This window comes from Amycolatopsis thermalba, assembly GCF_023376025.1.
In the GTDB taxonomy this organism is placed as follows: domain Bacteria; phylum Actinomycetota; class Actinomycetes; order Mycobacteriales; family Pseudonocardiaceae; genus Amycolatopsis_E; species Amycolatopsis_E thermalba.
On record NZ_CP091196.1, the window covers coordinates 2,829,181 to 2,853,977 of the forward strand.

Here is a 24,797-nt window from a genome sequence, read left to right on the forward strand (position 1 = left end):
TCCTAGTGGCAGACGAATCCGCCGTCGACGACCAACGTTTGCCCGGTGATGAACGACGCGGCGTCGGAGAGCAGGAACTCCACCGCGCCCACCACGTCACCCGGTTGCTGCGCCCGGGTCAGCGCTCGCCCGTCCGCGTAGAGCTGGTGCCGTTCGCGGGGCACCCGCTCGGTGGCCTCGACCTCGGTCAGGCCCGGCGCGACCGCGTTCACCGTCACCCCGTCCGGCCCGGCGTCGCGGGCCATGGCGCGGGTCATCGCGATCACCGCGCCCTTCGACGACACGTAGTGCACCAGCCGCGGCGGCCCGAACAACGCGACGTCGGAGGCGATGTTCACGATCCGCCCGCCGGTGGCCGCCAGCTGCGCGTACAGGGCACGGGCGACCAGCCACGGACCGCGCGCGTTCACCGTCATCAGCCGGTCCCACGCCTCGACTTCGAGGTCGGCGAAGTGCTTGCCGCCCACGCCGTCGGCCATCGCCGCGTTGTTGACCAGCCCGTGCAGCGGCCCGATCTCCGCGACCCGCTTCGCCAGGTGCGCCACCGAATCGGGATCGGCGACGTCGGTGTCGATGCGGTGCACGGTCCGGCCGCGCTCTTCCAGCTGCGCCACCCCGCGGGCGGCCCGCTCCGGATCGCGCTCGGCGACCACGACCTGCGCGCCGGACGCGCCGAGGGCGTCGGCGATCGCCCAGCCGAGCCCGCGCCCGGCGCCGGTCACCACGATCAGGCGCATCGCGCGGCCTCCACTTCGGACAGGAACTCCAGCAGGACCTCGTTGAACTCGTCCGGGCACTCCTGGTTGGCCGCGTGCCCGCCGCCGATCACGCGCAGCCGCGCGCCCGGGATTTCCCGCGCCAGCAACCGGCTCTCCGCGACGCCGGTGACCTGGTCGTCCGCGCCGACCACCACCAGCGTCGGCACGCTGATCCGGCCGAGCAGCGGACCGTGGTTGGTGGTGGCCATCGACTCCGCGGCCGCGCGGTACCCGGCCAGGCGCACCCGGGCCATGGTCGCCTCGACCTTCGCGCGGGTCGCCGGATCGGAGCTGAGCCGCGGCGCGCGCCGCCGCGCGAACTCCGCGGCGCCCACCTCGGCCAGCTCGTCCACCCGCACCCGCATCCGCGCGGCGGCCTCGGGGCTGGTGCCGGAGCCGCGCGTCGAATCGGCCAGGGTCAGCGACCGCACGGGGTGCTCCAGCGCGAGCCGGGTCGCGATCACCCCGCCCCACGACACGCCCACCACGTGCGCGGGCTCGTCGAAGATCCGCGCCGCCTGCTCGGCGTACCAGCCGATGTCGGCCCGCTCCGGATCGGGCGAGTCCCCGTAGCCCGGCGCGTCCCAGGCGACCACCCGGTGCCGCTTCGACAGCACGTCCACCTGCGGCTCGAAGGACGCGCTCGACCCGCCGATGCCGTGCAGCAGCAACACCGGAGTCATCGGAACACCACCCGCGGCTCGGCCAGCGCGGCGATCGCGCCGAGCACCGCGTGCGGCACGACCTCGCTGCTCGTCGGAGTCCGCGGCGAGGGCCGGTTGCGGATCTCGAACCGGTACGACCCGGCCGGCCCCTCAGCGGTGATGACGTGCGAGGTCAGCTCCGCGGCCGGATCGGCGATCACCGCCGCCTCGACCACGTCCCAGTCGCCCGCGGCCAGCGCCACCGAGGCCGCCACGTTCGCCGACTTCGGGAACGCCGCGGTCACCTCGCGGGCCGGGCCGCGCATCAGCTCGACCGGCTCGGCGGTGGCCCGCAGCCGCTCGGCCTGACCGTCGGGCATCCACGGCTGCACCAGGTTCGCGGCCAGTTTCGTGGTCTCGATCGTCACCCGGGACAGCGGCGCCATCCGGGCCGCCGCCCGCAGCAGGTCCAGCCCGCCGATCGCCCCGGTGGACAGGTGCAGCTCACCCGGTCCGGCGGACAGCAGCTTCGCCAGCAGGGCGTCGTCGGCCAGCGCGCCGACCGACACGACCAGCAGGTCCCGCCCGGCGGCCAGCACCTGAGGTCCGACCTCCGCCAGTGCGCGCTGCCCGGCCGCCTCGACCACCAGGTCCGAAGTGGACAGCAGCTCGTCCAGCGACACCACCGGCAGGTCCGCGGGCCCGGCTGGGTCCACGACGCCGGAGAGCGTCGCACCCGGCACGGTCCCGTCGCGCAGGGCGCGGGCGACCACGCCGCCGATCGCGCCCGCGCCGATCACCCCGGTCCTCATCCCTGCCACCACGCCGAGTAGCCGGGGTCGGGCACGCCCGCCATGTGGGTGCGGACGTCCTTCGACGGCGGGCCCGCGGTGCCCCACAGGTCGGACAGCTCGGGCGTGCGCCGCCACACCCGGCACAGCCACGCGTCCTCCACCACCTGCTCGACCTCGGAGGTGTACTCGCACACCAGCCCGGCCGGGTCGGCGAAGTAGCCGAACGTGTTGCTGCCCGGCCCGTGCCGCCCCGGGCCCCACAGCGGGGTGATCCCGTTGTGCCGCAGCCGCCCGATGCCGCGCATGAAGTGGTCGATCGAGGCCATCTCGTAGGCGACGTGGTTGACCGACGCGAACGGCGCCTGGTTGAACGCGATCACGTGGTGGTCGGCGTTGCAGCGCAGGAACGCCATCTGGTGCTCGGACCAGTCGGAGATCCGCATGCCGAGCACGCGCGTGTAGAACTCGCAGGCCGCGTCGATGTCGGCGGTGTTGAGCACGACGTGCGCCAGCTTCCGCGGCACCGCGGGGTGCCCGTCCGGATCGTCCGGGGTCACCGCGAACACGTCCGCGGACAGCTCGATCAGCCTGCCCTCCGGATCGGCGAAGCGCAGCCCGTAGCCGCCGCCGACCTGGTCCAGCTTGCCGGGCTCGGTGACCAGCGGGATGCCCTGGGCGGCCAGGCGCGTGGCGGCCTCGTCGATCTCGCGGGGCGTGGCGATCGCGAAGGCCACCTTGCCGAGCGCGTTCTGCTCGGCCTGCTGCAACTGCAGCACGTGGTGTTCGCTGCTGGTGCCGCGCAGCCACACCGCGCCGGTGTCCTGCTCGACCTGCCGCAGCCCCCACACCTCGCGGTAGAACTCGCCCGCGTCGGCGCACGCGGTGGAGCGCAGGGTCACCGACCGCAGCGCCCGCAACCGGACGACGGGTTCGGACATGGTGTCCTCCAAGGGAAGTTGTCAGGCGACCGGGACCGGCGGGGCGGTCGCGGGCTCGGTCAGGCGGGCCACCTGTTTCGCGGCTTCGGCCTTGAGCAGGCGCCGCATGCGGACCAGCGCGATGTCGTGCTGGTAGAGGTTTTCCCGGTCCCACGCGTCGGCGGGCATCGCCTCGGCCATTTCGCGGTCCTGCTCCAGCACCGCGTAGTGCCGGGCCTCCAGCCGGTTGCGGTAGAGGAAGCGCCAGCTGTCCCGCTCCCAGCCGGACACCTTGCGGCAGCGCCAGAAGAACCCGGCGTGCCGGTTCTCCGAGATCGCGCACAAACCGGCGACGATCGAGAACGGACCGCCCGGGCCGGCGGTGTCGGGGTACGGGATGTCGAGGGTGACCCAGTCGGCGCCGCCGTGAGTCAGCTCCACCCAGTCGAAGTTGACGCCGCGCTGGTCGGTCTTCTCGAACACGAAACCCTTGTCGGTCGCGCGGATCTGGAAGACCGCCTCGCGCTTGCCGGCGAACATGGTGTGGCTGTTGCGGTGCAGGAACGCGCCGTGCATGGGGTCGAGCAGGTTGTCCAGCGAGTACAGGTAGGGCGCGTCCCATTCGACGTAGCAGAGGAACTGCGACCACTCTCCCCCTGCGATCGGCTCGGGCACCTCCAGCGGGGCCGGCGGTGCCGATTCGTCGACCCCGAACCAGGCGAAGATCGCGCCCGCGTGCTCCTCGGCGGGGAACGTCCGCAGCACGCGGCGGCCCTCCAGCGCGCAGCCCGGGCTGCCCGGCACGGACACCACCGTGCCCTCGGCGTCGAGCTGCACGCCGTGGTAGTTGCACGCGATCCGGTCGCCCATGTGCACGCCCTGCGACAGCCGCGCCCCGCGGTGCGGGCAGCGGTCCTCCTGGACGTGCACGGTTCCCGCGGCGTCTCGCCACAGCAGCAGCTGCTCGCCCGCGCGGTCGATCCGGACGAGTTCGCCGGTGCGCACGTGGTCCGACGGGCACAGCGGGTACCAGCGGTCCCGCAGCCCGAACGTCAGCAGGCCCTCGGGGGTGTGCAAGGGGTTCACGCGTGGTTCTCCGTTCCGCTCAGGCGGGCCAGTTCGGCGGTGAACGACGACTCGGTCCAGTCCTCGCCGCCCGCGGGGCGCACCCCGGAGGAGTTGAGGGCGGCCACGACACCGGGCAGGTCGTGCACGCCGCGGCCGTAGATCGCCTCGAGTTCGTCGCCGAACGCGTTCTCGTAGCTGGAAGGCATGTCCTCAGTCCTCCACGTCCAGGACGAGCTCGGCCGACCGGCTGCGCGACACGCAGATCAGCATCGTGCCGCCGGCCGCCTTCTCGTCGTCGCTCAGCAGGAAGTCGCGGTGCTCCGGTTCCCCGGAGAGCACCTTGGTCTCGCACGTGCCGCACACCCCTTCCCGGCAGGAGTTCGGCACGGACACCCCCGCCCCGGCGAGCGCGTCCAGGATGGACACCCCGGCCGGAACCGGCACGCGCCGCCCGGACCCGCCGCACACCACGTCGAAGCCCTCGTCAGGGGTGGGCGGGGTTGTTGTGGGCGCGCGGAACCGCTCGACCCGCAGCATCGAGGTGTCCGGGAGCGCGGCCTCGACCGCGGCGATGAGCGGTTCCGGGCCGCAGCAGTAGACCAGCGTGCCCGGACGGAGACCGGCCAGCTCCGCGGCCAGGTCCGGCGGTCCGCCGTGCTCGTCGTCGGCGTGCACGCGCACCCGGTCCGCGGGCAGGTCGCCCAGGAAGGCCATGCTCGCCCGGGATCGTCCACAGTAGAGCATGCTCCAGTCGGAATCCCGCTCTTGCAGGCGGTCCGCCATCGCCAGCAGGGGCGTGATGCCGATGCCGCCCGCGATCAGCAGGTGCGCCCGCGCGTCTTCGAGGGCGAAGTTGTTGCGCGGCCCGTCGATCTCGATCAGCGTGCCGGGCGTGAGGCGCTCGTGCACCCACGCGCTGCCGCCGCGGGAGGACGGCTCGCGCAGGACGGCCACGGTCCAGCTGTGCCCGTCCGCCGGGTCGCCGCACAGGGAGTACTCCCGGACCAGCCCGTTGGGCAGGTGCAGCGACAGGTGCGCGCCCGGCTCCCACGCCGGCAGGGCCGCCCCGGCGGGGTCGCGCAGCTCGACGCGCACGACCCCGTCGGCCAGCCAGGTGCTCTGGTGAACTCGTACCGTCCGGGGCATGGCGTCAGTCGCGGGTCACGCCGTGCATCGGCGAGGTCGGCGGGTAGGTCGGCAGCTGCGGCTTCTGCGCGCCGATGATCACCGCGAACAGGGCGTCGGTGTCGCCGATGTTGCGCAGGCTGCGCGGCACCCCGGCGGGGACGCGGATCAGGTCGCGGTAGCCCAGCACGCGGCTGGCGGTCTTGGTGCCGTCCTCGACGTCGTGCACGGTGACCTCGAGGGTGCCCTCCAGGACGAAGAAGACCTCTTCCACGTCGTGGTGGGTGTGCTCGGGGCCGATCGCCCCGGCCGGCAACCGCATGTTGGAGAAGGTGAAGTGCTCCGAGGGCAGGATGCGGTTGTCGGTGTCGTGGTTGCCGGTGGCGCCGGAGCCGATGTAGCGGACCTGGGCGCGGCGGAACTGGTCGCCCGCCTTGGCCTGGAAACCGAGCGTGTCCCAGTCCTCGTAGCGCGATTCGCGGGTTGCGATGCAGGAGTCGATCAGTTCCTCGAGGCCGGCTTGCGTCGTCGTCACGGGATCTCCTTGGATGTCTTAGCTCTAAGGGAACTTGGGAAGAGTTTGTAGCACCGCCGCCCGGTCGCCGACAACCCTTAGCGCTAAGTTTTCTGCGGGTTCGTTCCAATGCCGTCAACACCTTCCAATTAACTTAGAGCTAAGTTATTCTGCCGAGCCTGGACGGCGTGTGGAGGTGGCTCGATGACAGTGCCCGCGGACGAGATCCTGGTGGCCGGGCGGTGGCGGCGGGGCGGTGGCGCACCGCTGGAGTGCGTGGACCCGGCGACCGGTGAGCCGATCGCGGTCGTGCACGGCGCGTCCGCGCGGGACGTCGACGAGGCGGCCCGCGCGGCGTCGGTGGCCGAGTGGGCGGCGTTGCTGCCGCACGAACGGGCCCGGGTGCTGGCCCGGGTCGGCGACCTGATCGAGCGGGACGCGGAGTCGCTGGCCCTGCTGCAGACCCGCAACACCGGCAAGACCCGGCGGGAGACGCGGGCGCTGGTCGCGAGCGCGGCCGGGACGTTCCGGTTCTACGCGGCGGCGCTGGAGACGATGGAAACCGCGCTGACCCCGCAACGCGGGCCGTGGCTGACCATGTCGGTGTACGAGCCGATCGGAGTGGTCGGCGCGATCACGCCGTGGAACTCGCCGATCGCCAGCGACGCGCAGAAGATCGCGCCCGCGCTGGCCGCGGGCAACGGCGTGCTGCTCAAACCGGCCGAGGCGACCCCGCTGGTGTCGCTGGCGCTGGCGCGGCTGGTGCTGGAGGCGGGGGTGCCGGCGCCGTTGCTGTCCGTGCTGCCGGGCCCGGGGTCGGTGGTGGGGGATGCGATCGTGCGGCACCCGCTGGTCGGCAAGGTCGCGTTCACTGGCGGCACCTCGACCGGGCGGGCGATCGGGCGGATCGCGGCGGAGAAGGTCATGCCGGTGACCATGGAGCTGGGCGGCAAGTCACCGACGATCGTGTGCCCGGACGCGGCGGTGGAGCAGGCGGTGGCCGGGATCCTGTACGGGATCTTCTCCTCCAGCGGCCAGAGCTGCATCGCCGGGTCGCGGATCTTCCTGCCGGAGTCGCGGTACGCCGAGTTCCGGGACCTGCTGGTGGCGGGGGCGTCCCGGCTGAGGATGGGGCCGGGCACCGCGGCGGACACGCAGGTGGCGCCGCTGGCGACGGTCGCGCACCGCGACCGGGTGGCGTCGCTGGTGGACCGCGCGCGGGAGGAGGGGGCGCGGGTGCTGTGCGGGGGAGAGGTGCCGTCCTCGGTGGGCGCGTACTACCCGCCGACGCTGCTGGAGGGGCTGCCGAACTCGTCGAAGACGTGCCAGGAGGAGATCTTCGGCCCGGTCGGGGTGCTGCTGCCGTACCGGGACGAGGAGGACCTGGTGGCGCAGGCGAACGACACGGTGTACGGCCTGGCGTGCGGCATCTGGACCGCCGACTACCGCCGCGCGTGGCGCCTGGCGCGGCGGATCGAGGCCGGGACGGTGTGGATCAACACGTACAAGCAGTTCAGCATCTCGACGCCGTTCTCAGGCAGGAAGGAGAGCGGGCTGGGCGTCGACAAGGGCCGCGAGGGGATCCTCGGGTACCTGCGGCAGAAGAGCGTGTACTGGGGCCTGGACGAGGAGCCCCTGCCCTGGGCGGGCTAGGGCGTACCGCGCCAGGGACCGCGCCTCAGCCGGCCGGCGGACCGGGGACTGCGGCGGCAGCACCAGATCGACCTGCCGGGCACCCTGGGCACCGAGCTCCAGAGACACGTCACCGACCCCGGGACTGACCGCCCCGGGCCCTGGCGGTTGGACCACCAAAGCTCACCGGCTCGCCGGTGGCGCCGGGGCGGCGCCCACCCCACGCTGCGGGAACCTAGCGCCGCTTCTGGCGGTCGGCCAGGGCCTGGATCCGGGCGATCGCGGCGGCGCGCGCGTCCGTCGCCTCGCCCGCCGGGCCGGTGGGGAGCGGCAGCATCGGCTCGGGGCGGTGGTTGAGCAGCAACGGGTTCCCGAGCAGCTCCAGCCCGTTGCCGCCGCGGAGGTAGCGCTGCGCGAACCGCACACTTTCCGGCCTGCCCTGCTCGTAGGCGTCGACGAACACGGCCTCGGTCCGGTCCTCGTCGAGGGTCAGGAAGCCGTCCCAGGCCAGTGCGACGTGGCGGGGCACCGGGTCGGCCGCGGCGAGGTCCTGCCGGGCCAGCGCGACGCTGCCCTCGACGGTGAAGTTCTCCTCGTCGTCGACGTAACGCTTCGCGACCTTCTCGCCGTCGGGCAGGACGGCGAGCACGAAGGGCACGAACCCGGACGCGGTGTCCTCCGCCTCGTCCACCGCGTGGTCGATCGCGTCGAACAGGGTCGCCGTGGCGTCGTTGCCGAGGTTCGGCACGGGGTCGGTCATCAGGCAGCCTTCCGGGAGGTTGATCTTTGCCGTCCGACTCCCCGGCGGCCCGATCGGTTCCCTCAGCGCTCGGCCCGGTCGGCCATCTCGGCCAGCCGGATCGAGTGCTCCAGACGGCTCAGCAGTTGCGCCAGCTGTGTCCGCTCGGTCTTCGTCAGGCCGGCGAGCATCCGGTTCTCGTTGGCGAAGTGGACTCCGGCGACCTTGTCGGTCAGCGCGAGGCCGTCCTCGGTCAGTCCGATGTAGACGATGCGCCGGTCGGTGGCGTCGCGTTCGCGGTAGACCAGGCCGGCCGCCTCCAGCTTGTCGACCCGCTGCGTGATGCCGCCCGTGGTGAGCAGGTTCGCGTCGGCCAGCTCACCGGCCGTCCGGCGGTACGGCGCGCCCACGCGGCGCAGCGCGGCCAGGATGCCGAAGGCGGAGATGTTGATCCCGTACCGCCCGAACACGCGGTTGAGCTGCACGGTGTAGCCGTCGAAGGCCCGGTGCAGGCGCCCGAACACCGCCAGCGGCGACGCGTCGATCTCCGGCGCCTCGCGACGCCACTCCGCGAGCATCACGTCGACCGCGTCCGGCTGCGGCTTGTCGCGCTTGGGCATCGAACCCCCTCCAAGGTATTTTCAGGGTAAGAATATCACCGCTAAGATAGGTGGGCCGCCTGCCCGGCCTCGTCCCGCCACCCCCGACTCCGTAACCTGTTCCGGTGACTACGGAGGGTCTGACCGTGGACGGCGCCGGCGGGCTCCTGGCCGGCCGCTACCGGCTGCGGAGCCGCCTGGGCGCCGGGGCGATGGGCGTCGTCTGGCTCGCGCTCGACGAGCGCCTCCAGCGCCCGGTCGCGGTGAAACAGCTGTGGCCCGGACCGGCGCAGGGCGAGCAGGCGCGGCAGCGCATCATGCGCGAGGGCAGGATCGCCGCGCGGCTGCGTCACCCGCACGTCGTCACCGTGCACGACGTCGCCGAGCACAACGGCCAGCCGGTGCTGGTGATGGAGTACGTGCCCGCCCGCAGCCTCGCCGCGCTGCTCGCCGAGCAGGGGCCGCTCGCGCCCGAGGCCGTGGCGCGGATCGGGGTGCAGGCCGCGTCCGCGCTGGCGGCCGCGCACGCCGCCGGGATCGTGCACCGCGACGTCAAACCGGGGAACCTGCTGGTGAGCGACGACGGCGCGGTCAAGATCGCCGACTTCGGCATCTCCCGCGCCACCGGCGACGTCGCGCTGACCCAGGCCGGCCTGGTCGCCGGCACCCCGGCCTACCTGGCCCCGGAGATCGCGCGCGGACAGGAACCCAGCCCCGACTCCGACGTGTTCTCCCTCGGCGCCACGCTGTACGCCGCGGTCGAGGGCGTCCCGCCGTTCGGGGAGGACGAGAACTCGATCGCGCTGCTGCACCGCGTTGCCGCCGGCGAGGTCCCGCCGCCGCGGCGGGCCGGCCCGCTCACCCCGGTCCTGACGGCCGTGCTGCACGCCGACCCCGCCCAGCGCCCCAGCACGGTGCAGATCGTGACCGCGCTCCAGGCGGTCGCCGACGGGCAGCCGGTGCCGCCACGCGCGTTGAACCCGGCGCGGGCCCGGACGCAGCCGGTGGTGACGCCGTCCGCGCCGACGGTCCCGGTCGCCCCGGTCGGCGGCGGGACCCTGCTGAACCCGCGGCCCACCGCGCCCCCGAACCGGCGGCGCTTCCTGCTGCCCGTGGCGGGGGCGGTGCTCGCGGCGCTGGCGGTGGTCGTCCTGATCACGCAGCTCACGCCGGACCCACCGGCCCCGGCGCCCGCACCGCCCGCCGCGCTCGACGCCGCCTCGATCACCGCGGCGGTCAGCGAGTACTACGCCCTGCTGCCCGCGCGGCCGGACAACGCCTGGGCGCGTCTCGGGCCGCGGATGCAGGCGCAGGGCCAGGACGCCTACCGCACGTTCTGGTCGCGGATCACCCGGCTGACGATCACCACGCCGCCCGCGGTGGTCGCCGCCAACACGGTGTCGGTCGGCATCGCCTACACCGTCGAGGACGGCCGCACGATCACCGAGACGCACCGCCTGGAGCTCATCCGGTCCACACCGTTCCCCCTGATCGACGCCGACGCCGTGCTGTCCAGCGAGACGAGCACGCCCCCACCGCCGCCCTCCACGCCCGCGCCCACGACCGTGGTGGAACAGAAGCAGAGCGACCCCGGCGACGACGAGGAAGAGGAGCGCAAGGACGACAAGCCCGGCCGCGGACACGGCCGTGACCGCGACCGCGACTAGTCCAGCCGGAACGCGGGGGCGGCCAGAACAAGCCCCACCGCGCCGAGTCCGGCGCCGACCCACGCCGCGGACAGGTAGCCGTGCCCGGCGGCGATCGCGCGGCCGCCCAGGCCGGCTCCGATGCTGTTCGCGGCGTTCGAGGCGGTCTGGTTGAGCGCCGTGCCCCCGCCGGCCGCGGTGACGGTGTTCAACGGCCGGCCGCGCTGGGAGTGCTGGACGTGCTGCGCAGGTCCGGCCTCGCGGTGCCGGGGGACGTCAGCGTCATCGGGTACGACGACAGCAGCCTCGCCGGCTTCAGCCACGTCGACCTGACCACGGTCGCGCAGGACGCCACGGCCCTCACCACGCTCGCGGTGGCCCGCGCGATCGACCGCATCGAGGCGGCCCCGGTGCGGCAGCGCGACGTCGTGTTCACGCCCCGCCTGGTGGTCCGCGGGACGACCGGCCCGCTCGGCGGCTGAGGGCCCGGCTACTGCGGCACCGTCGACCCGCGGGCGACCAGCTTCGCCCGGAGCTGCACGTGCTGGGGGCGCCTCGGGGCGTCGCCGGCGGTGATGCGGTCCAGCAGCTGCCGTCCCGCGCGGGCGCCCAGGTCGTAGGTCGGCTGCTCGACGATCGTCAGCCCGGGGCGCACCAGCGTCGTCCACGGCTCGTCGTCGAAGCCGATCAGCGACAGCTGCGACGGCATCCGCAGCCCGCGGTCCTGCGCCGCCCGGTACGCGCCCGAGGCGAGCACGTTGTCCGTGCACAGCACCGCCGTCGGCGGCTCCGGCAGGTCCAGCAACCGGTTCAGCGCGTCGTAGGCCGACTCGCGGTCGTACCGCGCGGACGCCACCAGCTCGGCGTCCACCGGCAGCCCCGCCGCCTCCAGCGCGCTCACATACCCCCGCAACCGCACCGCGCTCGGGAACAACCCGCGCCGCCGGTTGCCCGTCCGCACGCGCGCCAGCTGGTCCCCGGCCTCGGTGATCACCCCGATCCGCCGGTGCCCCAGCTCCGCCAGGTGCCCGACGGCCTCGGCCGCGGCGTGGTCGTTGTCCACGGTGACGCTGTCGGCCTCCGGCACCCCGCTGACCTGTCGGTCGATGAGCACGACCGGCACCCCGGCGTCCATCGCGCGCCGCAGGTGCGCCCCCTCGCCGGGCCGCGCGGCCGCGACGATCACGCCGTCCACCCGCTTCTCCGACATCACCGTGACCGCCCGCTGCTCGGCCTCCAGCACCCCGCCGGTGTTGGCCAGCAGCACCTCGAACCCGGCCGGGGACGTCACGTCGGTGATCCCGCGCAACGCGGTGGCGAAGAACGGGTTCGCCACGTCGGTCACCACCACGCCGATCGTCTGCGTGCTTCCGGTGACCATGCTGCGGGCCAGCCCGTTCGGCCGGTACCCCAGCTCGGCCGCCGCCGCCAGCACCCGCTCCCGGGTCCGCTCGCTGACCTGCCCGTACCCGCCCAGCGCGCGCCCCGCGGTCGCCGTCGAAACGCCCGCGGCCCGCGCCACGTCGATCAGCGAGGCCGCTCCGTGCGTGGTCACCCGCATGCCTCCCCAGTGCACAAGCCGTTCACAAAAAGAAGTCTTGACTGATGCTACTACCGGCTGAGAAGGTTCTCACCCAACAGGTACTGAGAAGGTTCTCACTCAAGCGAGGCCCAGCACATGACACTTCGGATCGGCGTCGACACCGGTGGCACGTTCACCGACGTCTGCGCCCTCGACGAGCAGACCGGACGCCTGTACGTGCGCAAGGTGTCCAGCACCCCCGACGACCCCGGACGGGCGATCGTGACCGGGGTGTCCCAGCTGCTGGACGAGATCGGCGGACGCGACCTCGGCGACGTCGGCTACTTCGCCCACGGCACCACGGTCGGCACCAACGCGCTGCTCACCGAACGCGGCGCGCGCACCGGCCTGCTCACCACCGCCGGCTTCCGCGACCTGCTGGAACTCGGCCGGGGCCGGCGTCCTTCGCTGTACGACCTGCAGGCCGACAAGCCCGCCGCCCTGGTGCCCCGGGACCTGCGGCTGGAGGTGGACGAGCGGGTCCGCCACGACGGCCGGGTCGAGCGCCCCCTCGACGAGGACCAGGTCCGCGCGCTCGCACGCGAGCTGCGGGAGCAGAACGTGGAAGCCGTCGCGGTCTGCTTCCTCTACAGCTTCGTCGACCCGGCCCACGAGCGGACCGCCGAACGCATCCTCACCGAGGAGCTGCCCGGCGTGCACGTGTCGGTGTCGTCGGCGGTGCTGCCGGAGTTCCGCGAGTACGAGCGTCTGTCCACAGTGGTCGTCAACGCCTACCTCGGCCCGGTGGTCGCCCGCTACCTGGCCCGGCTGCGCACCCGGCTGAGCGAACTCGGCCTGCGCGCCACCCCGCACGTCACCCAGTCCAACGGTGGCATCATCCCGTTCGAGACGGCCGAGCGGATGCCCTCCCGCATGGTCCTCTCCGGCCCCAGCACCGGGGTGGTCGGCGCGGCCGAGATCGCCCGCGCCGCCGGATACCCGGACATCATCACCTTCGACGTGGGCGGCACCTCCTCCGACGTTTCGCTCGTGCAGGACGGTGTGCCCAAGTCGTCCAGCGGCACCGAGATCGACGGCAGGCCGGTGCGCGCGCCGATGCTGGACATCCACACCGTCGGCGCCGGTGGCGGCTCGATCGCGTGGATCGACGCGGGCGGCGCGCTCAAGGTCGGCCCGGGCAGCGCGGGCGCCGACCCGGGACCGGCCTGCTACGGCCGCGGCACCGAGCCGACCGTCACCGACGCCAACGTCGTGCTGCGCGTGCTCAACCCCGAGTACCTGCTGGACGGCCGGATGAAGATCGACGCCGCAGCGGCCCGCGCCGCGGTGTCCACAGTGGCCGGTCCACTGGGGATGGACGTGCTCGACGCGGCGCAGGGGATCGTGCGGGTCATCACCGCCAACATGGCCCGCGCCATCCGCGTCATCTCCGTGCAGCGCGGCTACGACCCGCGCGACTACGTCCTGGTGCCCTTCGGCGGCGCCGGTCCGCTGCACGCCGTGCGCCTGGCCCGCGAGCTGGGCATGCGCACCGTGCTGGTGCCCGAGACGCCCGGCGCGCAGTGCGCCGCCGGTCTGCTGATGACCGACATCCGGGCCGATTTCCTGCGCACCCGCATCTCCCCGCCAGACCACGACGTGGTCGCCGGGGTGTTCGCGGAGCTGGGATCCGAAGCGACGGCCTGGCTGGCGGAGGAGAACGTCCCGGCCGAGCGTCGCCGCGTCGAGCGGTTCGCCGAGATGCGCTACGCCGGCCAGAACCACGAGCTGCCGGTGCCGGTGCCGGAGGGCGAGATCACCGCGGACACGGTCGCGCAGCTGACCAAGCGGTTCGCCGCCGAGCACGAGCGGATGTACGGCTACTCCTCGGCCGAGGACGCGGTGCAGGTGGTCACCTTCCGCCTGCGCGCCATCGGCGAGGTCGCCCGCGCCCAGCTGCACCGCGCGCCGCTCGGCGACCCGGACGCGAGCGCCGCGATCCGCGCCACCCGCGAGGTCTACCTGCCCGAAAGCGGCGGGTTCACCGCCTGCCCGGTGTACGACCGCAGGCTCCTGGCACCCGGCCACCGCATCGACGGCCCCGCGGTCGTCGAGCAGATGGACACCACCACGCTGCTGCTCCCCGGCGACACCGCCGTCGTCGACGAGCTGCGCAACCTCGTCGTGACGGTGGGCCGATGACCCACACGGAAGGGAAGACCATGCAGGACCCCGTGCTGGTCGAGGTGATCGGCTCCGCGCTGTCGTCCATCGTGGAGGAGATGGGCGAGACGCTGGTGCGCGCGGCCTACTCGACCAACATCAAGGAACGCCGTGACTGCACCGCGTCACTGTTCGACGCCGCCGGCCGGATGCTCGCCCAGGACGAGGGCGGTTCGCCGCTGCACCTGGGCTCGCTGATGGGCATCGTCGACGAGATCACCCGCCGCTACCCGGCGGATACGATCGAAGACGGCGACACGTTCATCGGCAACGACCCGTTCACCGGCGGCGGCTCGCACCTGCCCGACATCGTGCTGGTGTCGCCGGTGTTCCTGGACGGAGAGATCACCGCGTGGGTGGCGAACCTGGCCCACCACGCCGACTTCGGCGACCGCGGCCACGCGCACATCTTCCAGGAGGGGCTGCGGATCCCGCCGGTGCGGCTGATGCGCCGCGGCGAGCTGCAGACCGACCTGTTCGAGCTGATCCTGCTCAACTGCCAGGTGCCGCACGAGCGCCGGGCCGACCTGCGTGCCCAGATCGCCGCGAACCGGCTCGCCGTCACCCGGTACACCGAGCTGGCCGGGCGTTACGGCCGCGACACGCTCGTCGCGGCGGCCGCGGCGCTGCTCGACTACACCGAGCGCCGCACCCGCGCGGCGATCGCGAAGGTGCCCGACGGCACGTACACCTTCACCGACCGCTTCGACTGCCCGGAACTCGACGACGAACTCGACCTCGGCGTCACCGTCACCGTGCACGGCGATGAGGTCACCTTCGACTTCACCGCGCCGCCGCAGGTCCGGGCCAGCGTCAACGTCGTGTGGACCGCGCTGTACGCGGCGGTCTACTACTCGCTCAAGACGCTGGTGGACCCGGACATCGTCCCGAACGCCGGGCTGCACCGGCCGGTCACCATCAACGCCCCGCGTGGTTCGGTGCTCAACTGCGTCGAACCCGCCGCGGTCAACGGCCGCAGCGAGACCTGCCAGCGCGTGGTCGACCTGATCCACGGCGCGCTCGCCACCGCCGTGCCGGAGACCGTGACCGCGGCGAGCAACGGCGCCAACACCGGCGTGCACTTCTCCGGGGTGGACAGCCGCACCGGCCGCTACTTCGTCTACCTGGAGACCATCGGCGGCGGGTGCGGCGCGCGGCTGGGCAAGGACGGCATGGACGGCGTGCAGGTGCACATGACCAACACCAGCAACCTGCCGGTCGAGGCGCTGGAGACCGAGTACCCGCTGGTGGTGGAGGAGTACGCGCTCATCGACGACTCCGGCGGCGACGGCCGCACCCGCGGCGGCATGGGCATCCGGCGCACCGTCCGCGTCGAGGAGACCGACGTGCACTTCTGGCTCGACACCTCGCGGCAGCGGTCGCGGCCGTGGGGCCTGTTCGGCGGCGGCCCGGGCGCGAGCGCCGGGGTCGAGCTGTCCGAAGGCGCGCAACCCGTCGAGCACGGCTACACCCGGCTGCAGCCCGGCGACCGGGTGTCGATCCTGACCGCGGGCGCCGGTGGGTTACGGGCCACCGTCCGAACGCGACCCGGACCAGGTCCGCCGCGACGTCGCCGAAGGCCGCATCTCCGCGGAACGCGCCCGCACGACCTACGGGGTGGAAGCATGATCCGCACCGCGGTGATCGGCTTCGGCGTGTCCGGGCGGATCTTCCACGCCCCGTTCCTCGCCGCCGACGAGAACTTCTCGCTCGACTTCATCGTCACCGGGAACCCGGAGCGGGCAGCGCACGCCGAGGCCGAGTATCCACAGGCGACCGTCCTCGCCACACCCGGCGAGCTGTTCACCCGGGACCTCGATCTGGTCGTCATCGGCACCCCGCCGGCCACGCACGCCGAACTCGCGGCCACCGCGCTCGACCACGGCCTGCACGTGGTGGTGGACAAACCGTTCACCGTCACCAGCGCGCAGGGCGAGGCGCTGATCGAGCACGCCCGCCGCGCCGGCCGCGTGCTCACGGTGTTCCAGAACCGCCGCTGGGACGGCGACTTCCGCACCCTGCGGCGGCTGGTCGAGGACGGCGAACTCGGCCGGGTGCACACCTTCGAGTCCCGGTTCGAGTGGTGGAAGCCGCAGGGACCACGCGACTGGAAGGCGCACGCAAGCGCCGCGCAGGGCGGCGGCATCCTCTACGACCTCGGCACCCACCTGATCGACCAGGCCATCCAGTTGTCCGGCCCGGTCGAGCGGGTGCACGCCGACCTCGCCCGCCGCGGCGCGGGTGACGCCGACGACGACACGTTCGTCGTCCTGACCCACGAGAACGGCACCCGGTCGCGGCTGTTCATGTCCGGCCTCGCCGCCCTGCCCGGGCCGCGGTTCCACGTCCTCGGCGACCGGGCCGGCTACACCAAGCACGGCCTGGACCCGCAGGAGGACGCGCTCAAGAGCGGCGCCCGTCCCGGCGACGACGGTTTCGGCCGGGAACCGGAAGACCACTGGGGCACGCTCGGCGTCCGCGGGAACACCCGGCGCGTCGAGCCGGAACCCGGGGACTACGGCGAGTTCTACCGGCTGCTCGCCACCGCGATCGACCGCGGCGGGCAGCCACCGGTCGACCCGCGCGACGCGGTGGACGTTCTTCGCATCATCGAGCGGGCACACGCCCGGAAGGGGGATCTTTCCCGATGACCGCAGCCAAGCACGTCGTCGTGGTGGGCGGGGGCGTTCTCGGCGTCTCCACGGCCACGCACCTGCAGCGCGACGGCGTGGCCGTGACGCTCGTGACCGAGGGCGAACTGGCCGACGGCGCGTCGGGGCGGTCGCTGTCCTGGCTCAACTCGGCCGGGACCCGCTCGGCGGCCTACCACGCGCTGCGGATGGCCGGCATCGACCGCTACCGCACGCTCTTCGCGCAAGACCCGGCCCGCGAGTGGCTCCGCTTCGACGGCGGCCTGCACTGGAGTCTCGACCAGGACGCGATGCGGGAGCGGCACCGCGCCGAGGTCGCGCACGGCTACGACTCGAAACTGGTCTCGGCGCACCCGGGTCTCGCCCCGGACGCGATCCCCGAGGTGGCCGTGCACAACCCCGGCGAGGGCTGGGTTTCGCTGCCGCACCTGATCGAGCACCTCGCCGCGGAGTTCACCGCGCTGGGCGGCGAGATCGTCACCGGCGCCGGGCGCGCGAGCGTCACGACCGCCGGGGGAGTGGCCACCGGGGTGACCACCACCGGCGGGCGGCGGTTCGCGGCCGACGCCGTCGTGGTCGCCTGTGGCGCCGCCACCTCGTCCGTGGTCGCGGAGCTGGGGGTGTCCATTCCGGACGCCTCGCCGCTGTCGATGCTCGTGCTCACCGAACCCGCCGACACCGCGGTGACCGCTGTGCTGAACACCCCGCGCGTCGCGCTGCGGCCCAACCCGGGCGGCACGTTCGCGCTGGACCACCACTGGTACGAGGACCGGATCACCGAGGCGGCCGACGGCACGTGCGTGATCGACGAGTCGGTGGTCAAGGAACTCACCGCCGAGGCTTCCGCGCTCCTGGACGGCGGGGTCACGCTGACCGCCGCGTCCTGGAAGCTCGGCCGCAAGCCCATCCCGGGCGACGGCGAGCCGGTGTTCGGCGAGCTGTCCGCCGTGCCGCGGTGTTTCCTCGCCTTCACCCACTCCGGCGCGACGCTCGGCCTGATCGCCGGGGAGCTGCTGGCCGGCGAGATCCGCACCGGCGAGCCCCACCCGATGCTGGCGCCCTTCCGGCCGGACCGCTTCCGGCCCTGACCCCGCAAGGAGAACCGTGACCGACCACGACACGCGGGCCCCCGCCACCGACCTGCGCTCGCGGCGCAAGGTGATCATGTCCGCGATGCTCGGCAACGTCGTCGAGTACTACGACTTCGGCCTCTACGGCACGCTGGCCGTGATCATCTCCCGCCAGTTCTTCCCCGAGGGCAACGCCACCGCCGCGCTGCTGTCGACCTACGCGGGTGTGGTGCTGTCCTACGCGCTGCGGCCGCTGGCGGCGATCGTGCTGGGCCCGCTGGCCGATATCAAGGGCCGCCGGTTCGTGCTGCTGCTGACGATCGCGGTGATGAGCGTCGGCACCGCCGGGATCGGCCTGCTGCCCACGTACGCGGCGATCGGGATCGCGGCGCCGATGATCCTGTTGTTCTGCCGGGTCCTGCAGGGCATCGGGGCCAGCGTCGAGTACACCACGGCGGCCAACTTCATCTTCGAGCACGAGCGCGGCAACCGGCGCAACTACCTCGCCGGGCTGTCCGTGGCGTCCACTTCGGTCGGTCCGCTGCTCGCGACCCTGGTGTCCTACCTGGTGATCTCCGTGATGCCGGCGCAGGCGTTCAACGACTGGGGCTGGCGCATCCCGTTCCTGCTGTCGATCCCGATGGCGCTGGTCGGCATCTACATCCGCCGTCACGTCGAGGAGACCCCGCAGTTCAAGGAGATGGCCGAGCTGGCCGAGCGCAGCAAGGTCAAGCAGACTCCGTTCCGCACCGCGGTGCGCGAGCACTGGGGCGCGATGCTGCGCGCCATCGGCCTCGGCGCCGGGCAGCGGGTCGGGTCGTTCGTCATCCAGGCCTACTTCGTCACCGCCATGGTCAAGGCCGGGTTCGCCGAGAACAACGCGCTGCTCGCCTCGCTGCTGACCTACGCGATCGGCCCGATCCCGGCGATCTGGGGCGGCAAGCTCGCCGACAAGCACGGCGCGCGGATCCCGCTCGTGGTCGGCTACGGCCTGTTCGTCGTGCTGACCGTGCCGACGTTCCTGGCGATCGGCTCCGGCTCGCTGTGGCTGGCGGTGGTCGCGGTGGTCGCGTTCACCTTCATCAACAACTTCGTCGGCGCGCCGCTGACCACCGCCTACGTGATGAGCTTCCCGGCCGAGGTGCGGGCCAGCGCGTCCGCGCTCAACTACAACATCGGCACCACCGCGCTGGGCTCGACCGCCGGCCTGATCGCGGTGTGGCTGTTCGACCTCACCGGCACCAACGCCGCGTTCGGCTGGTACATGACCGCGATCTGCGCCGTCTCGATCCTGGTGGCGTTGTTCGCGATGCCGGCCGCCGTCGACGAGCAGCGCCGCAAGACGCTGGCGGAGGCCTGATGGACGCCCGCACCGCCGACGCGCTGGCCCGCGCGGCCGCCTACGGTCCGAAGGAGCCGGTCGAGGCCGAGCGCGGCATGGTGGTCACCTCGCACCCGCTCGCGGTGCGGGCCGGGCTCGACGTGCTCCGCGACGGTGGCACGGCCGCCGACGCGGCGCTCGCGGCGGCGGCGACCCAGCTGGTGGCCGAACCGCACATGACGGCGCTGACCGGCGGACTGGAGATGCTGCACTGGGACGGCGCGCGCGGCGAGGCGAGTTACCTCAACGGCAACGTCGCCGCGCCGCTCGCCCCGCTGCCCGGGTTCACCGGCGCCGACCTCACCACCGGCCGGGGCGTTCCGGTCCCCGGCTGGTGGCCGGCCTTCCGCGCCGCGCACGAGCGGTTCGGCAGGCTGCCGCGGGGCCGGTTGCTGCGGGACGGCATCCAGCTGGCGCGGGACGGGTTCGCGGTGAACCCCTACCTGTTCGGCGAGATGTACGCGCACCGCGCCGAACTCGGGTGCCACGAGCAGGCGCGGGAGGTGTTCCTGCCCGGCGGCAGCCTCGTCGCGCCGGGGCAGACGCTGCGGCAGGAGCGGGTCGCGCGCACGCTGGAACGGCTGCGGGACGAGGACCTGGACTACTACCTGGGCGACTTCGCGCGGGCGTTCGCCGCCGAGTGCCGCCGCGGCGGCGGGGTGATCACGACCGACGACTTCGCCGCGTACGAGTCGCAGTGGTCCGAGCCCCTGCGTGGCACCTACCGGGACGTGGAGGTCGTGGCGTCCGCGCCGCCCGACGACGGCGGGTGCCAGCTCATCGAGGCGCTCAACATGCTGGAGCTGGTGGACCTGCCGGGCCCGGCGCACGCTTGCGTGGACACCCTCGACCTGCTGGTGGCCGTGCACAACGAGGTGTACTACGCGCCGCCCCGCACCGCCGCCACCGACGTGGGAACGCTGCTGTCCAAGGACTTCGCGGCCCGGCGGCTGGACCGGCTCGGCGCGCCGCCACCGGCCGGGCCGGTGCCGGTGCCCGGCACGATCCACGTCACGGTCGTGGACGAGCAACGCAACATCGCGTCGGTCACGCACTCGCACATGGCGTCGCCGTGGGTGAACGGGTTGTTCGCCGAGGGGTTCCAGCTCTCCGGCGGCGGGTCGTTCTTCCAGCGCGGCATGCCGTGGCCCGGCGAGCGCGCCACCGTGTACCTCGCACCGAACCTGGTGCTGCGGGACGGGGTGCCGGTGCTGGCGTCCGGGTCGCCGTCGGTGTCGCTGGTCGCGTGCGTGCTGCAGAACCTGGTGAACCTCCTCGACTTCGGGATGTCCATCGAGGAATCGGTGGCGGCCCCGCGGTTCGGCGTGCGGCCGCACGAACCCGCGGCGGGGTGGCTGCCGGGCGTGACGCTGGAGCACGGGTTCGCGCCCGCGGTGGCGGGCGAGTTCCGGCGGCGGTGCGCCGAACGCGGGCTGTGGCTGCGCGATCTCGGGCCGTGGCACTCGCTCACCGGCAACTTCGAGGGCGTGACGCTGGACGGCGGGCTGCTGCGGTCCTGTGCGGACCCTCGCCGGAACGGCGCGGCGGAGGGTTACTGACCGGTCTTGGTCTACGTGGCGCAACGCTGTGGTCGCGACGCAGCAACTTCGCGCCACACGGGTGGTTTCCGGGTTTGCGCCATCACCCGTTCGGGTATCGCTGGCCGGTCCCCATCGGAACAGGACCGGCGGCGCGGCCCGTCCTGCCGGCAGAAAGAGTTGCCATGATCGTTCTTGGCGTCATCCTGCTCATCGTCGGTCTGCTGACCGGCATCAACATCATCTGGACGATCGGAATCGTGCTTCTGGTCGTGGGCGCGGTGCTGGCGATTCTCGGCGGCACCGGCCGGAAGGTCGGTGGCAGGGCGCACTGGTTCTGATCCGGGCTCCATCCGGTGCCGGCCTCCGTCCGGGGGCCGGCACCGGCACGTCGTCAGGCCAGCAGGTGGCCCAGTCCCGCGGCGGCGAGCGCCACCCGGGACGCGTGGCTGGCCGGCCCCACCTGCACCGGGATCCGGGCCGCCGTGTGGGCCAGCTCCGCGGCGCCGGACACCGACAGGAAGTCCACTGCGGACAGGTCGACCTCGATGAGCCGGGGCGACAGCCGCCCGGCCGCCGCGAGCGCCTCGGCCAGCGACGGGACCGTCAGCAGGTCCACCTCGCCGGCGACGCGCACCCGCACCACCTCGTCGTCCAGTACCGCCGTCCGGATGTCCACTTCCGCCCGGCCGGAGTCCGTCACGCGGCCTCACCTCCCCGCACAGTCTGAACACGGTTCAACCTCCGCGGAGGCATCCCGGTGCGGATTCACCGGATCCAGTGATGGGCGGGCGCGTTTAGGCGGTGATCAGTCAGGTGGTCACCGCGCGGAAGCCGGCCCGCCAGGGCGTTTGAAGCGCCCCGGCTTCACCGAGCCGGGAGAGCGGTTCGACCCACGCCGATCAGCGCGCTCGCGTCGAGGGTGCCCAGTCCGGCCTCGCGCAGGCCCTCGGCGAACCGGTCGCGGACCCGGGCCAGGGCGTCGGGGGACAGGCCGGTGACGAAGCCGCGCATCGCCGAGCCGAGGTAGAACGTCCAGGCGTCGTCCGGGTGCAGCGGCTGGACGTAGTGAACCTCCCGCACCTCGACGTCGTGCAGGCCGATGCCCGAGAGCCAGTCGCCGAGCTTGTCCGCGGTGTCGATGCGCAGGCTGTGGTTGGGCCGTTCGGGCGCGTCCGCGAGTCCGGGGTTGTCGGGCAGCGCGGCGGCGCGGCCGATCGGGACGATGCGGGCCATGCCGTCGGCGCGCCAGGCGCTCACCGCGAACCGGCCGCCCGGGCGCAGCAGCCCGGCCAGGTGGCGGCTGCCGGCGTCCATGTCGGGGAAGAAGAACACGCCGAACGAGCTCTGCACGACGTCGTAGCCGTCGTGCGGCCAGGCGAGGACGTCGGCGGCGGTGAACCGCAGCGAGTGCAGGCCGAGGGCGGCCGCTTCCCGGCGGCCCTCGTCGAGCAGGCCCTCGGCGATGTCGACGGCGTCGACGGAGCCCTCGGGTCCCACGGCGCGGGCGGCCGGGATGGCGGAGGCTCCCGCGCCGCAGCAGGCGTCGAGCACCCGCTCGCCGGGCCGCGGCCGCGCCACCGCGGTCAGGATTTCGCCGAGCGGCCGCCACAGGCGGGCCGACCAGGCGGTGAACTCCGATCGGGCGGCGGTGAACACACCCGCGACGGCCTCGGGATTCATGGTTGCTCCTTCTCGGTTCAGTGCCACGCGTCGAACAGATTCTCCCGGCTCAGCGCCTCCGCCGGTGGCCCTTCCGCGACGATGCGCCCCCGGCCCAGGACCACGCAGTGATCCGCGCGCCGCGCCTCGGCGAGGTCGTGGGTCGCGTGCACCACCGTCACGCCGCTGTCGGCGACCTCGCGGAGCGTTGCGGAGATCGTCTCCCGTGCCGGCACGTCGAGGGCTGCCGTGGGTTCGTCCAGCAGGAGAAGGCCCGCCTCCTGCGCGAGGGCCTGCGCGACCAGCACCCGCTGCCGCTGCCCGCCGGACAGCGCGGACAACCGGCGCCCGGCGAGCGACTCCACGCCGAGCCGCGCCAGGCACTGGTCCACCACGGCCCGGTCCTGACGGGACAGCCGCCGCCACGGCCGGCCGGCCCAGCGTCCCATCCGGACGGTCTCCCGCACGGTGATCGGCAGCAGCGCGGGCACCGTGTCGTGCTGCACCACCAGCGCCGGCCGCCCGGCGGGGCGTTCGACCTCACCCGCGACCGGCCGGACGATCCCGGCGAGCACCCCGAGCGCGGTCGACTTCCCGGAGCCGTTGGCGCCGACCACGGCGGTGACCGCGCCGGCCGGGAACCCGGCGGAGACCTCGTGGAGCGCGATCTGCCGCGCGTATCCGGCGGAGATCCGGCTGAGGGTGGCGCCGGTGCGGGTGGTGGTGGTGGTGGTGGAGGTCATGGGAGTTCGCCTTTCCCGGAGACACTGCTCGGGGTCGTGCTGGTGCGGGTCGTGCTGTGAGTCATGGCAGTTCGCCTTTCCCGGAGGTGTTCACGCCGGTCAGGGCCGTCCCGGTGGGGGTTGTGCTCCCGGCCATCGCGGCTCGCCTTTCTTGAGCCGTCCGCCCGAAGCCGCCGGTCGGGGCCGCGCCGGTCCGGATTGTGCTCCGCGTCATGCCACCTCACCTTTGTAACGATAATCGTTTTCACTATAGGGTGACCCACTGTGGAGTGGTTGATCGCCCCGTTCGAGGTGTCCTTCGTTCAGCGGGCTTGGTGGGGAGGGGTCCTGGTGTCGGGCGTGTGCGCGCTCGCCGGGACGTGGATGGTGTTGCGGGGACTGGCTTTCCTCGGCGACGCGATGTCGCACGGCATGCTGCCCGGGGTCGCGATCGCGGCCCTGCTCGGCGGCAGCCCGGTGCTCGGCGCGGCCCTGAGCGCGGGCGCGATCGCGGCCGGGGTCACCGCGCTGGGCCGGTCGCGCCGGATCTCCCAGGACACGAGCATCGGATTGCTGTTCGTGGGCATGCTCGCCCTCGGCGTGATCATCGTCTCGCGCTCGCAGTCGTTCGTGGTGGACCTCACCGGCTTCCTGTTCGGCGACGTCCTCGCCGTCGGCCACCGCGACCTGCTGTTCCTGGCCGGTGCGCTGGCCGTGGCCGCGATCGTCGCGCTGCTGGGGCACCGCTCGTTCGTCGCGCTGACCTTCGACGAACGCACCGCGCACACCCTCGGTCTCCGCCCGCGCCGGGCGCACGCCGCGCTGCTCGGCCTGGTCACGCTCGCGATCGTGGCGTCCTTCCACGTCGTGGGCACGCTGCTGGTGTTCGGCCTGCTGGTCGCGCCGCCGGCGGCCGCGCTGTACTGGGCGCGGCGCGTGCCGGTCGTGATGCTGACGGCCGCGCTGCTCGGCGCCTTCGCCACGACGGCCGGCCTGCTGATCTCCTGGCACTGGGGGACCGCCGCCGGTGCGACCATCGCCGCGGTGGCCGTGGCCCTGTTCGGGCTGTCGGCCCTGGCCGCGCGGCTGCGCGACCGCGTGCCGCGCAGGACGCTGACCCTGCTCGCCGCCTTCCCGCTCGCGGCCTGCGCCGCGGAGCCCGCGCCGCCCGCCGAGCCGCCGCACGGTTATGTCGAAGGCGCCGAGGAAACCGCCGAGGCGCAACCGCGGCTCGTGATCGCCGACCGGAACGGCGCGGTCCACGTGCTCGACCTGATCACCGAGCAGACGACCGAGCTGGCCCCGGCGCCCGGCGTGCAGCGCGTCGCCACCGACGGCCGCTTCGCCTACCTGTCCTCCGGCGGCACGGTGCACGTGGTGGACAGTGGTTCGTGGATGGTCGATCACGGCGACCACGTGCACTACTACCGCACCGCGCCCACCGCCGCGGGCACGCGCCCCGGCGGGCCGGTCGTCGCCGCCCACGCCGACAGCGCCGTCACCGCCCTGGTGTCCGAGGGCCGCACCACGCTGACGGCCGGCGGGGAAACCGCGGGCGCGGCGGTCCCGCTGGGGGAGCGGCTGGTGGTCGC

Annotated in this window: 24 protein-coding genes and 2 pseudogenes; 11 read left to right on the plus strand and 15 right to left on the minus strand. The window is 73.3% G+C overall.

The window, feature by feature from the left end; genetic code table 11:
* Window positions 1-2 precede the first annotated feature (2 nt).
* From L1857_RS13635 to L1857_RS13670, 8 genes are read right to left on the minus strand one after another with little or no spacing between them, the layout of a single operon-like run.
* Entirely contained in the window at window positions 3-737 is a 735-nt protein-coding gene (locus tag L1857_RS13635) for an SDR family oxidoreductase (RefSeq protein ID WP_116114321.1), read from the minus strand.
* The gene (locus tag L1857_RS13640; RefSeq protein WP_116114319.1) at window positions 728-1,441 is read right to left on the minus strand and encodes an alpha/beta fold hydrolase; all 714 of its coding nucleotides are present in this window, start codon (window positions 1,439-1,441) and stop codon (window positions 728-730) included. Before L1857_RS13640 ends, L1857_RS13635 begins: the two co-directional genes overlap by 10 nt.
* On the minus strand, window positions 1,438-2,214 hold the full coding sequence (locus tag L1857_RS13645) for an aspartate dehydrogenase domain-containing protein (protein WP_249465238.1): 777 nt from the start codon (window positions 2,212-2,214) through the stop codon (window positions 1,438-1,440). The genes L1857_RS13640 and L1857_RS13645 overlap by 4 nt, the downstream gene beginning before the upstream one ends.
* Window positions 2,211-3,134, minus strand: a complete 924-nt coding sequence (locus tag L1857_RS13650) for a VOC family protein (protein WP_116114314.1) — start codon at window positions 3,132-3,134, stop codon at window positions 2,211-2,213. Before L1857_RS13650 ends, L1857_RS13645 begins: the two co-directional genes overlap by 4 nt.
* Window positions 3,135-3,155: 21 nt before the next feature.
* Window positions 3,156-4,199, minus strand: a complete 1,044-nt coding sequence (locus L1857_RS13655) for an aromatic ring-hydroxylating oxygenase subunit alpha (RefSeq protein WP_233157235.1) — start codon at window positions 4,197-4,199, stop codon at window positions 3,156-3,158.
* On the minus strand, window positions 4,196-4,387 hold the full coding sequence (locus tag L1857_RS13660; protein ID WP_094005242.1) for a recombinase-like helix-turn-helix domain-containing protein: 192 nt from the start codon (window positions 4,385-4,387) through the stop codon (window positions 4,196-4,198). Before L1857_RS13660 ends, L1857_RS13655 begins: the two co-directional genes overlap by 4 nt.
* Window positions 4,388-4,391: 4 nt before the next feature.
* Window positions 4,392-5,327: a PDR/VanB family oxidoreductase gene (locus tag L1857_RS13665; RefSeq protein WP_116114312.1), complete on the minus strand. Its 936-nt coding sequence runs from the start codon at window positions 5,325-5,327 to the stop codon at window positions 4,392-4,394.
* 4 nt (window positions 5,328-5,331) lie between these two features.
* Window positions 5,332-5,841, minus strand: a complete 510-nt coding sequence (locus tag L1857_RS13670; RefSeq protein WP_094005240.1) for a cupin domain-containing protein — start codon at window positions 5,839-5,841, stop codon at window positions 5,332-5,334.
* Between the two features lie 183 nt (window positions 5,842-6,024).
* On the opposite strand from L1857_RS13670, the gene L1857_RS13675 reads away from it, so the two are divergent.
* Entirely contained in the window at window positions 6,025-7,473 is a 1,449-nt protein-coding gene (locus L1857_RS13675) for an aldehyde dehydrogenase (RefSeq protein ID WP_249465240.1), read from the plus strand.
* A gap of 214 nt (window positions 7,474-7,687) precedes the next feature.
* Here L1857_RS13675 and L1857_RS13680 read toward each other — a convergent pair whose 3' ends face one another.
* On the minus strand, window positions 7,688-8,212 hold the full coding sequence (locus tag L1857_RS13680) for a hypothetical protein (RefSeq protein WP_116114309.1): 525 nt from the start codon (window positions 8,210-8,212) through the stop codon (window positions 7,688-7,690).
* A 62-nt stretch (window positions 8,213-8,274) separates the two neighbouring features.
* A complete protein-coding gene (locus L1857_RS13685) occupies window positions 8,275-8,811 on the minus strand; it encodes a MarR family winged helix-turn-helix transcriptional regulator (protein WP_094005237.1) in 537 nt (178 codons plus the stop codon).
* Between the two features lie 104 nt (window positions 8,812-8,915).
* Here L1857_RS13685 and L1857_RS13690 point away from each other — a divergent pair, with 104 nt between their 5' ends.
* Window positions 8,916-10,457 (plus strand): serine/threonine-protein kinase, encoded by a 1,542-nt coding sequence (locus tag L1857_RS13690; protein WP_240323413.1) that lies wholly within the window; start codon window positions 8,916-8,918, stop codon window positions 10,455-10,457.
* Here L1857_RS13690 and L1857_RS13695 read toward each other — a convergent pair.
* The gene (locus L1857_RS13695) at window positions 10,454-10,648 is read right to left on the minus strand and encodes a hypothetical protein (protein ID WP_240323412.1); all 195 of its coding nucleotides are present in this window, start codon (window positions 10,646-10,648) and stop codon (window positions 10,454-10,456) included. The two genes, L1857_RS13690 and L1857_RS13695, sit on opposite strands and share 4 nt — an antisense overlap.
* A gap of 12 nt (window positions 10,649-10,660) precedes the next feature.
* Here L1857_RS13695 and L1857_RS13700 point away from each other — a divergent pair, with 12 nt between their 5' ends.
* Window positions 10,661-10,918: a substrate-binding domain-containing protein gene (locus L1857_RS13700; RefSeq protein WP_283258033.1), complete on the plus strand. Its 258-nt coding sequence runs from the start codon at window positions 10,661-10,663 to the stop codon at window positions 10,916-10,918.
* An 8-nt stretch (window positions 10,919-10,926) separates the two neighbouring features.
* On the opposite strand, the gene L1857_RS13705 is transcribed toward L1857_RS13700, so the two are convergent.
* Complete coding sequence (locus L1857_RS13705; RefSeq protein ID WP_249465241.1) at window positions 10,927-11,991, minus strand: LacI family DNA-binding transcriptional regulator; 1,065 nt, start codon at window positions 11,989-11,991, stop codon at window positions 10,927-10,929.
* A gap of 123 nt (window positions 11,992-12,114) precedes the next feature.
* Here L1857_RS13705 and L1857_RS13710 point away from each other — a divergent pair, with 123 nt between their 5' ends.
* From L1857_RS13710 to L1857_RS13740, 7 genes and pseudogenes are all read left to right on the plus strand, one after another.
* Entirely contained in the window at window positions 12,115-14,160 is a 2,046-nt protein-coding gene (locus L1857_RS13710; protein ID WP_249465243.1) for a hydantoinase/oxoprolinase family protein, read from the plus strand.
* Between the two features lie 80 nt (window positions 14,161-14,240).
* Window positions 14,241-15,644: pseudogene (locus L1857_RS13715) on the plus strand (hydantoinase B/oxoprolinase family protein); the annotation flags it as partial.
* Between the two features lie 162 nt (window positions 15,645-15,806).
* Window positions 15,807-16,832, plus strand: a complete 1,026-nt coding sequence (locus tag L1857_RS13720) for a Gfo/Idh/MocA family protein (RefSeq protein ID WP_116114302.1) — start codon at window positions 15,807-15,809, stop codon at window positions 16,830-16,832.
* Complete coding sequence (locus L1857_RS13725) at window positions 16,829-17,920, plus strand: NAD(P)/FAD-dependent oxidoreductase (protein ID WP_116114300.1); 1,092 nt, start codon at window positions 16,829-16,831, stop codon at window positions 17,918-17,920. The genes L1857_RS13720 and L1857_RS13725 overlap by 4 nt, the downstream gene beginning before the upstream one ends.
* Window positions 17,921-17,936: 16 nt before the next feature.
* On the plus strand, window positions 17,937-19,262 hold the full coding sequence (locus L1857_RS13730; protein ID WP_094005231.1) for an MFS transporter: 1,326 nt from the start codon (window positions 17,937-17,939) through the stop codon (window positions 19,260-19,262).
* Complete coding sequence (locus tag L1857_RS13735) at window positions 19,262-20,842, plus strand: gamma-glutamyltransferase (protein ID WP_249465245.1); 1,581 nt, start codon at window positions 19,262-19,264, stop codon at window positions 20,840-20,842. The genes L1857_RS13730 and L1857_RS13735 overlap by 1 nt, the downstream gene beginning before the upstream one ends.
* A 164-nt stretch (window positions 20,843-21,006) precedes the next feature.
* Window positions 21,007-21,162 carry a DUF6131 family protein gene (locus tag L1857_RS13740; protein ID WP_094005229.1) on the plus strand — a complete coding sequence of 52 codons (156 nt, stop codon included), beginning with the start codon at window positions 21,007-21,009 and terminating at the stop codon, window positions 21,160-21,162.
* Window positions 21,163-21,215: 53 nt separating this feature from the next.
* Here L1857_RS13740 and L1857_RS13745 read toward each other — a convergent pair whose 3' ends face one another.
* From L1857_RS13745 to aztA, 3 genes are all read right to left on the minus strand, one after another.
* Window positions 21,216-21,524 (minus strand): STAS domain-containing protein, encoded by a 309-nt coding sequence (locus L1857_RS13745; RefSeq protein WP_094005228.1) that lies wholly within the window; start codon window positions 21,522-21,524, stop codon window positions 21,216-21,218.
* 164 nt (window positions 21,525-21,688) lie between these two features.
* A complete protein-coding gene (locus L1857_RS13750; protein ID WP_094005227.1) occupies window positions 21,689-22,504 on the minus strand; it encodes a class I SAM-dependent methyltransferase in 816 nt (271 codons plus the stop codon).
* A gap of 17 nt (window positions 22,505-22,521) precedes the next feature.
* Window positions 22,522-23,226 (minus strand): zinc ABC transporter ATP-binding protein AztA, encoded by a 705-nt coding sequence (gene aztA, locus L1857_RS13755; protein ID WP_249465246.1) that lies wholly within the window; start codon window positions 23,224-23,226, stop codon window positions 22,522-22,524.
* Between the two features lie 264 nt (window positions 23,227-23,490).
* On the opposite strand from aztA, the pseudogene aztB reads away from it, so the two are divergent.
* Window positions 23,491-24,318 (plus strand): annotated as a pseudogene (gene aztB, locus L1857_RS13760) (zinc ABC transporter permease AztB); the annotation flags it as partial.
* Between the last annotated feature and the right edge of the window lie 479 nt (window positions 24,319-24,797).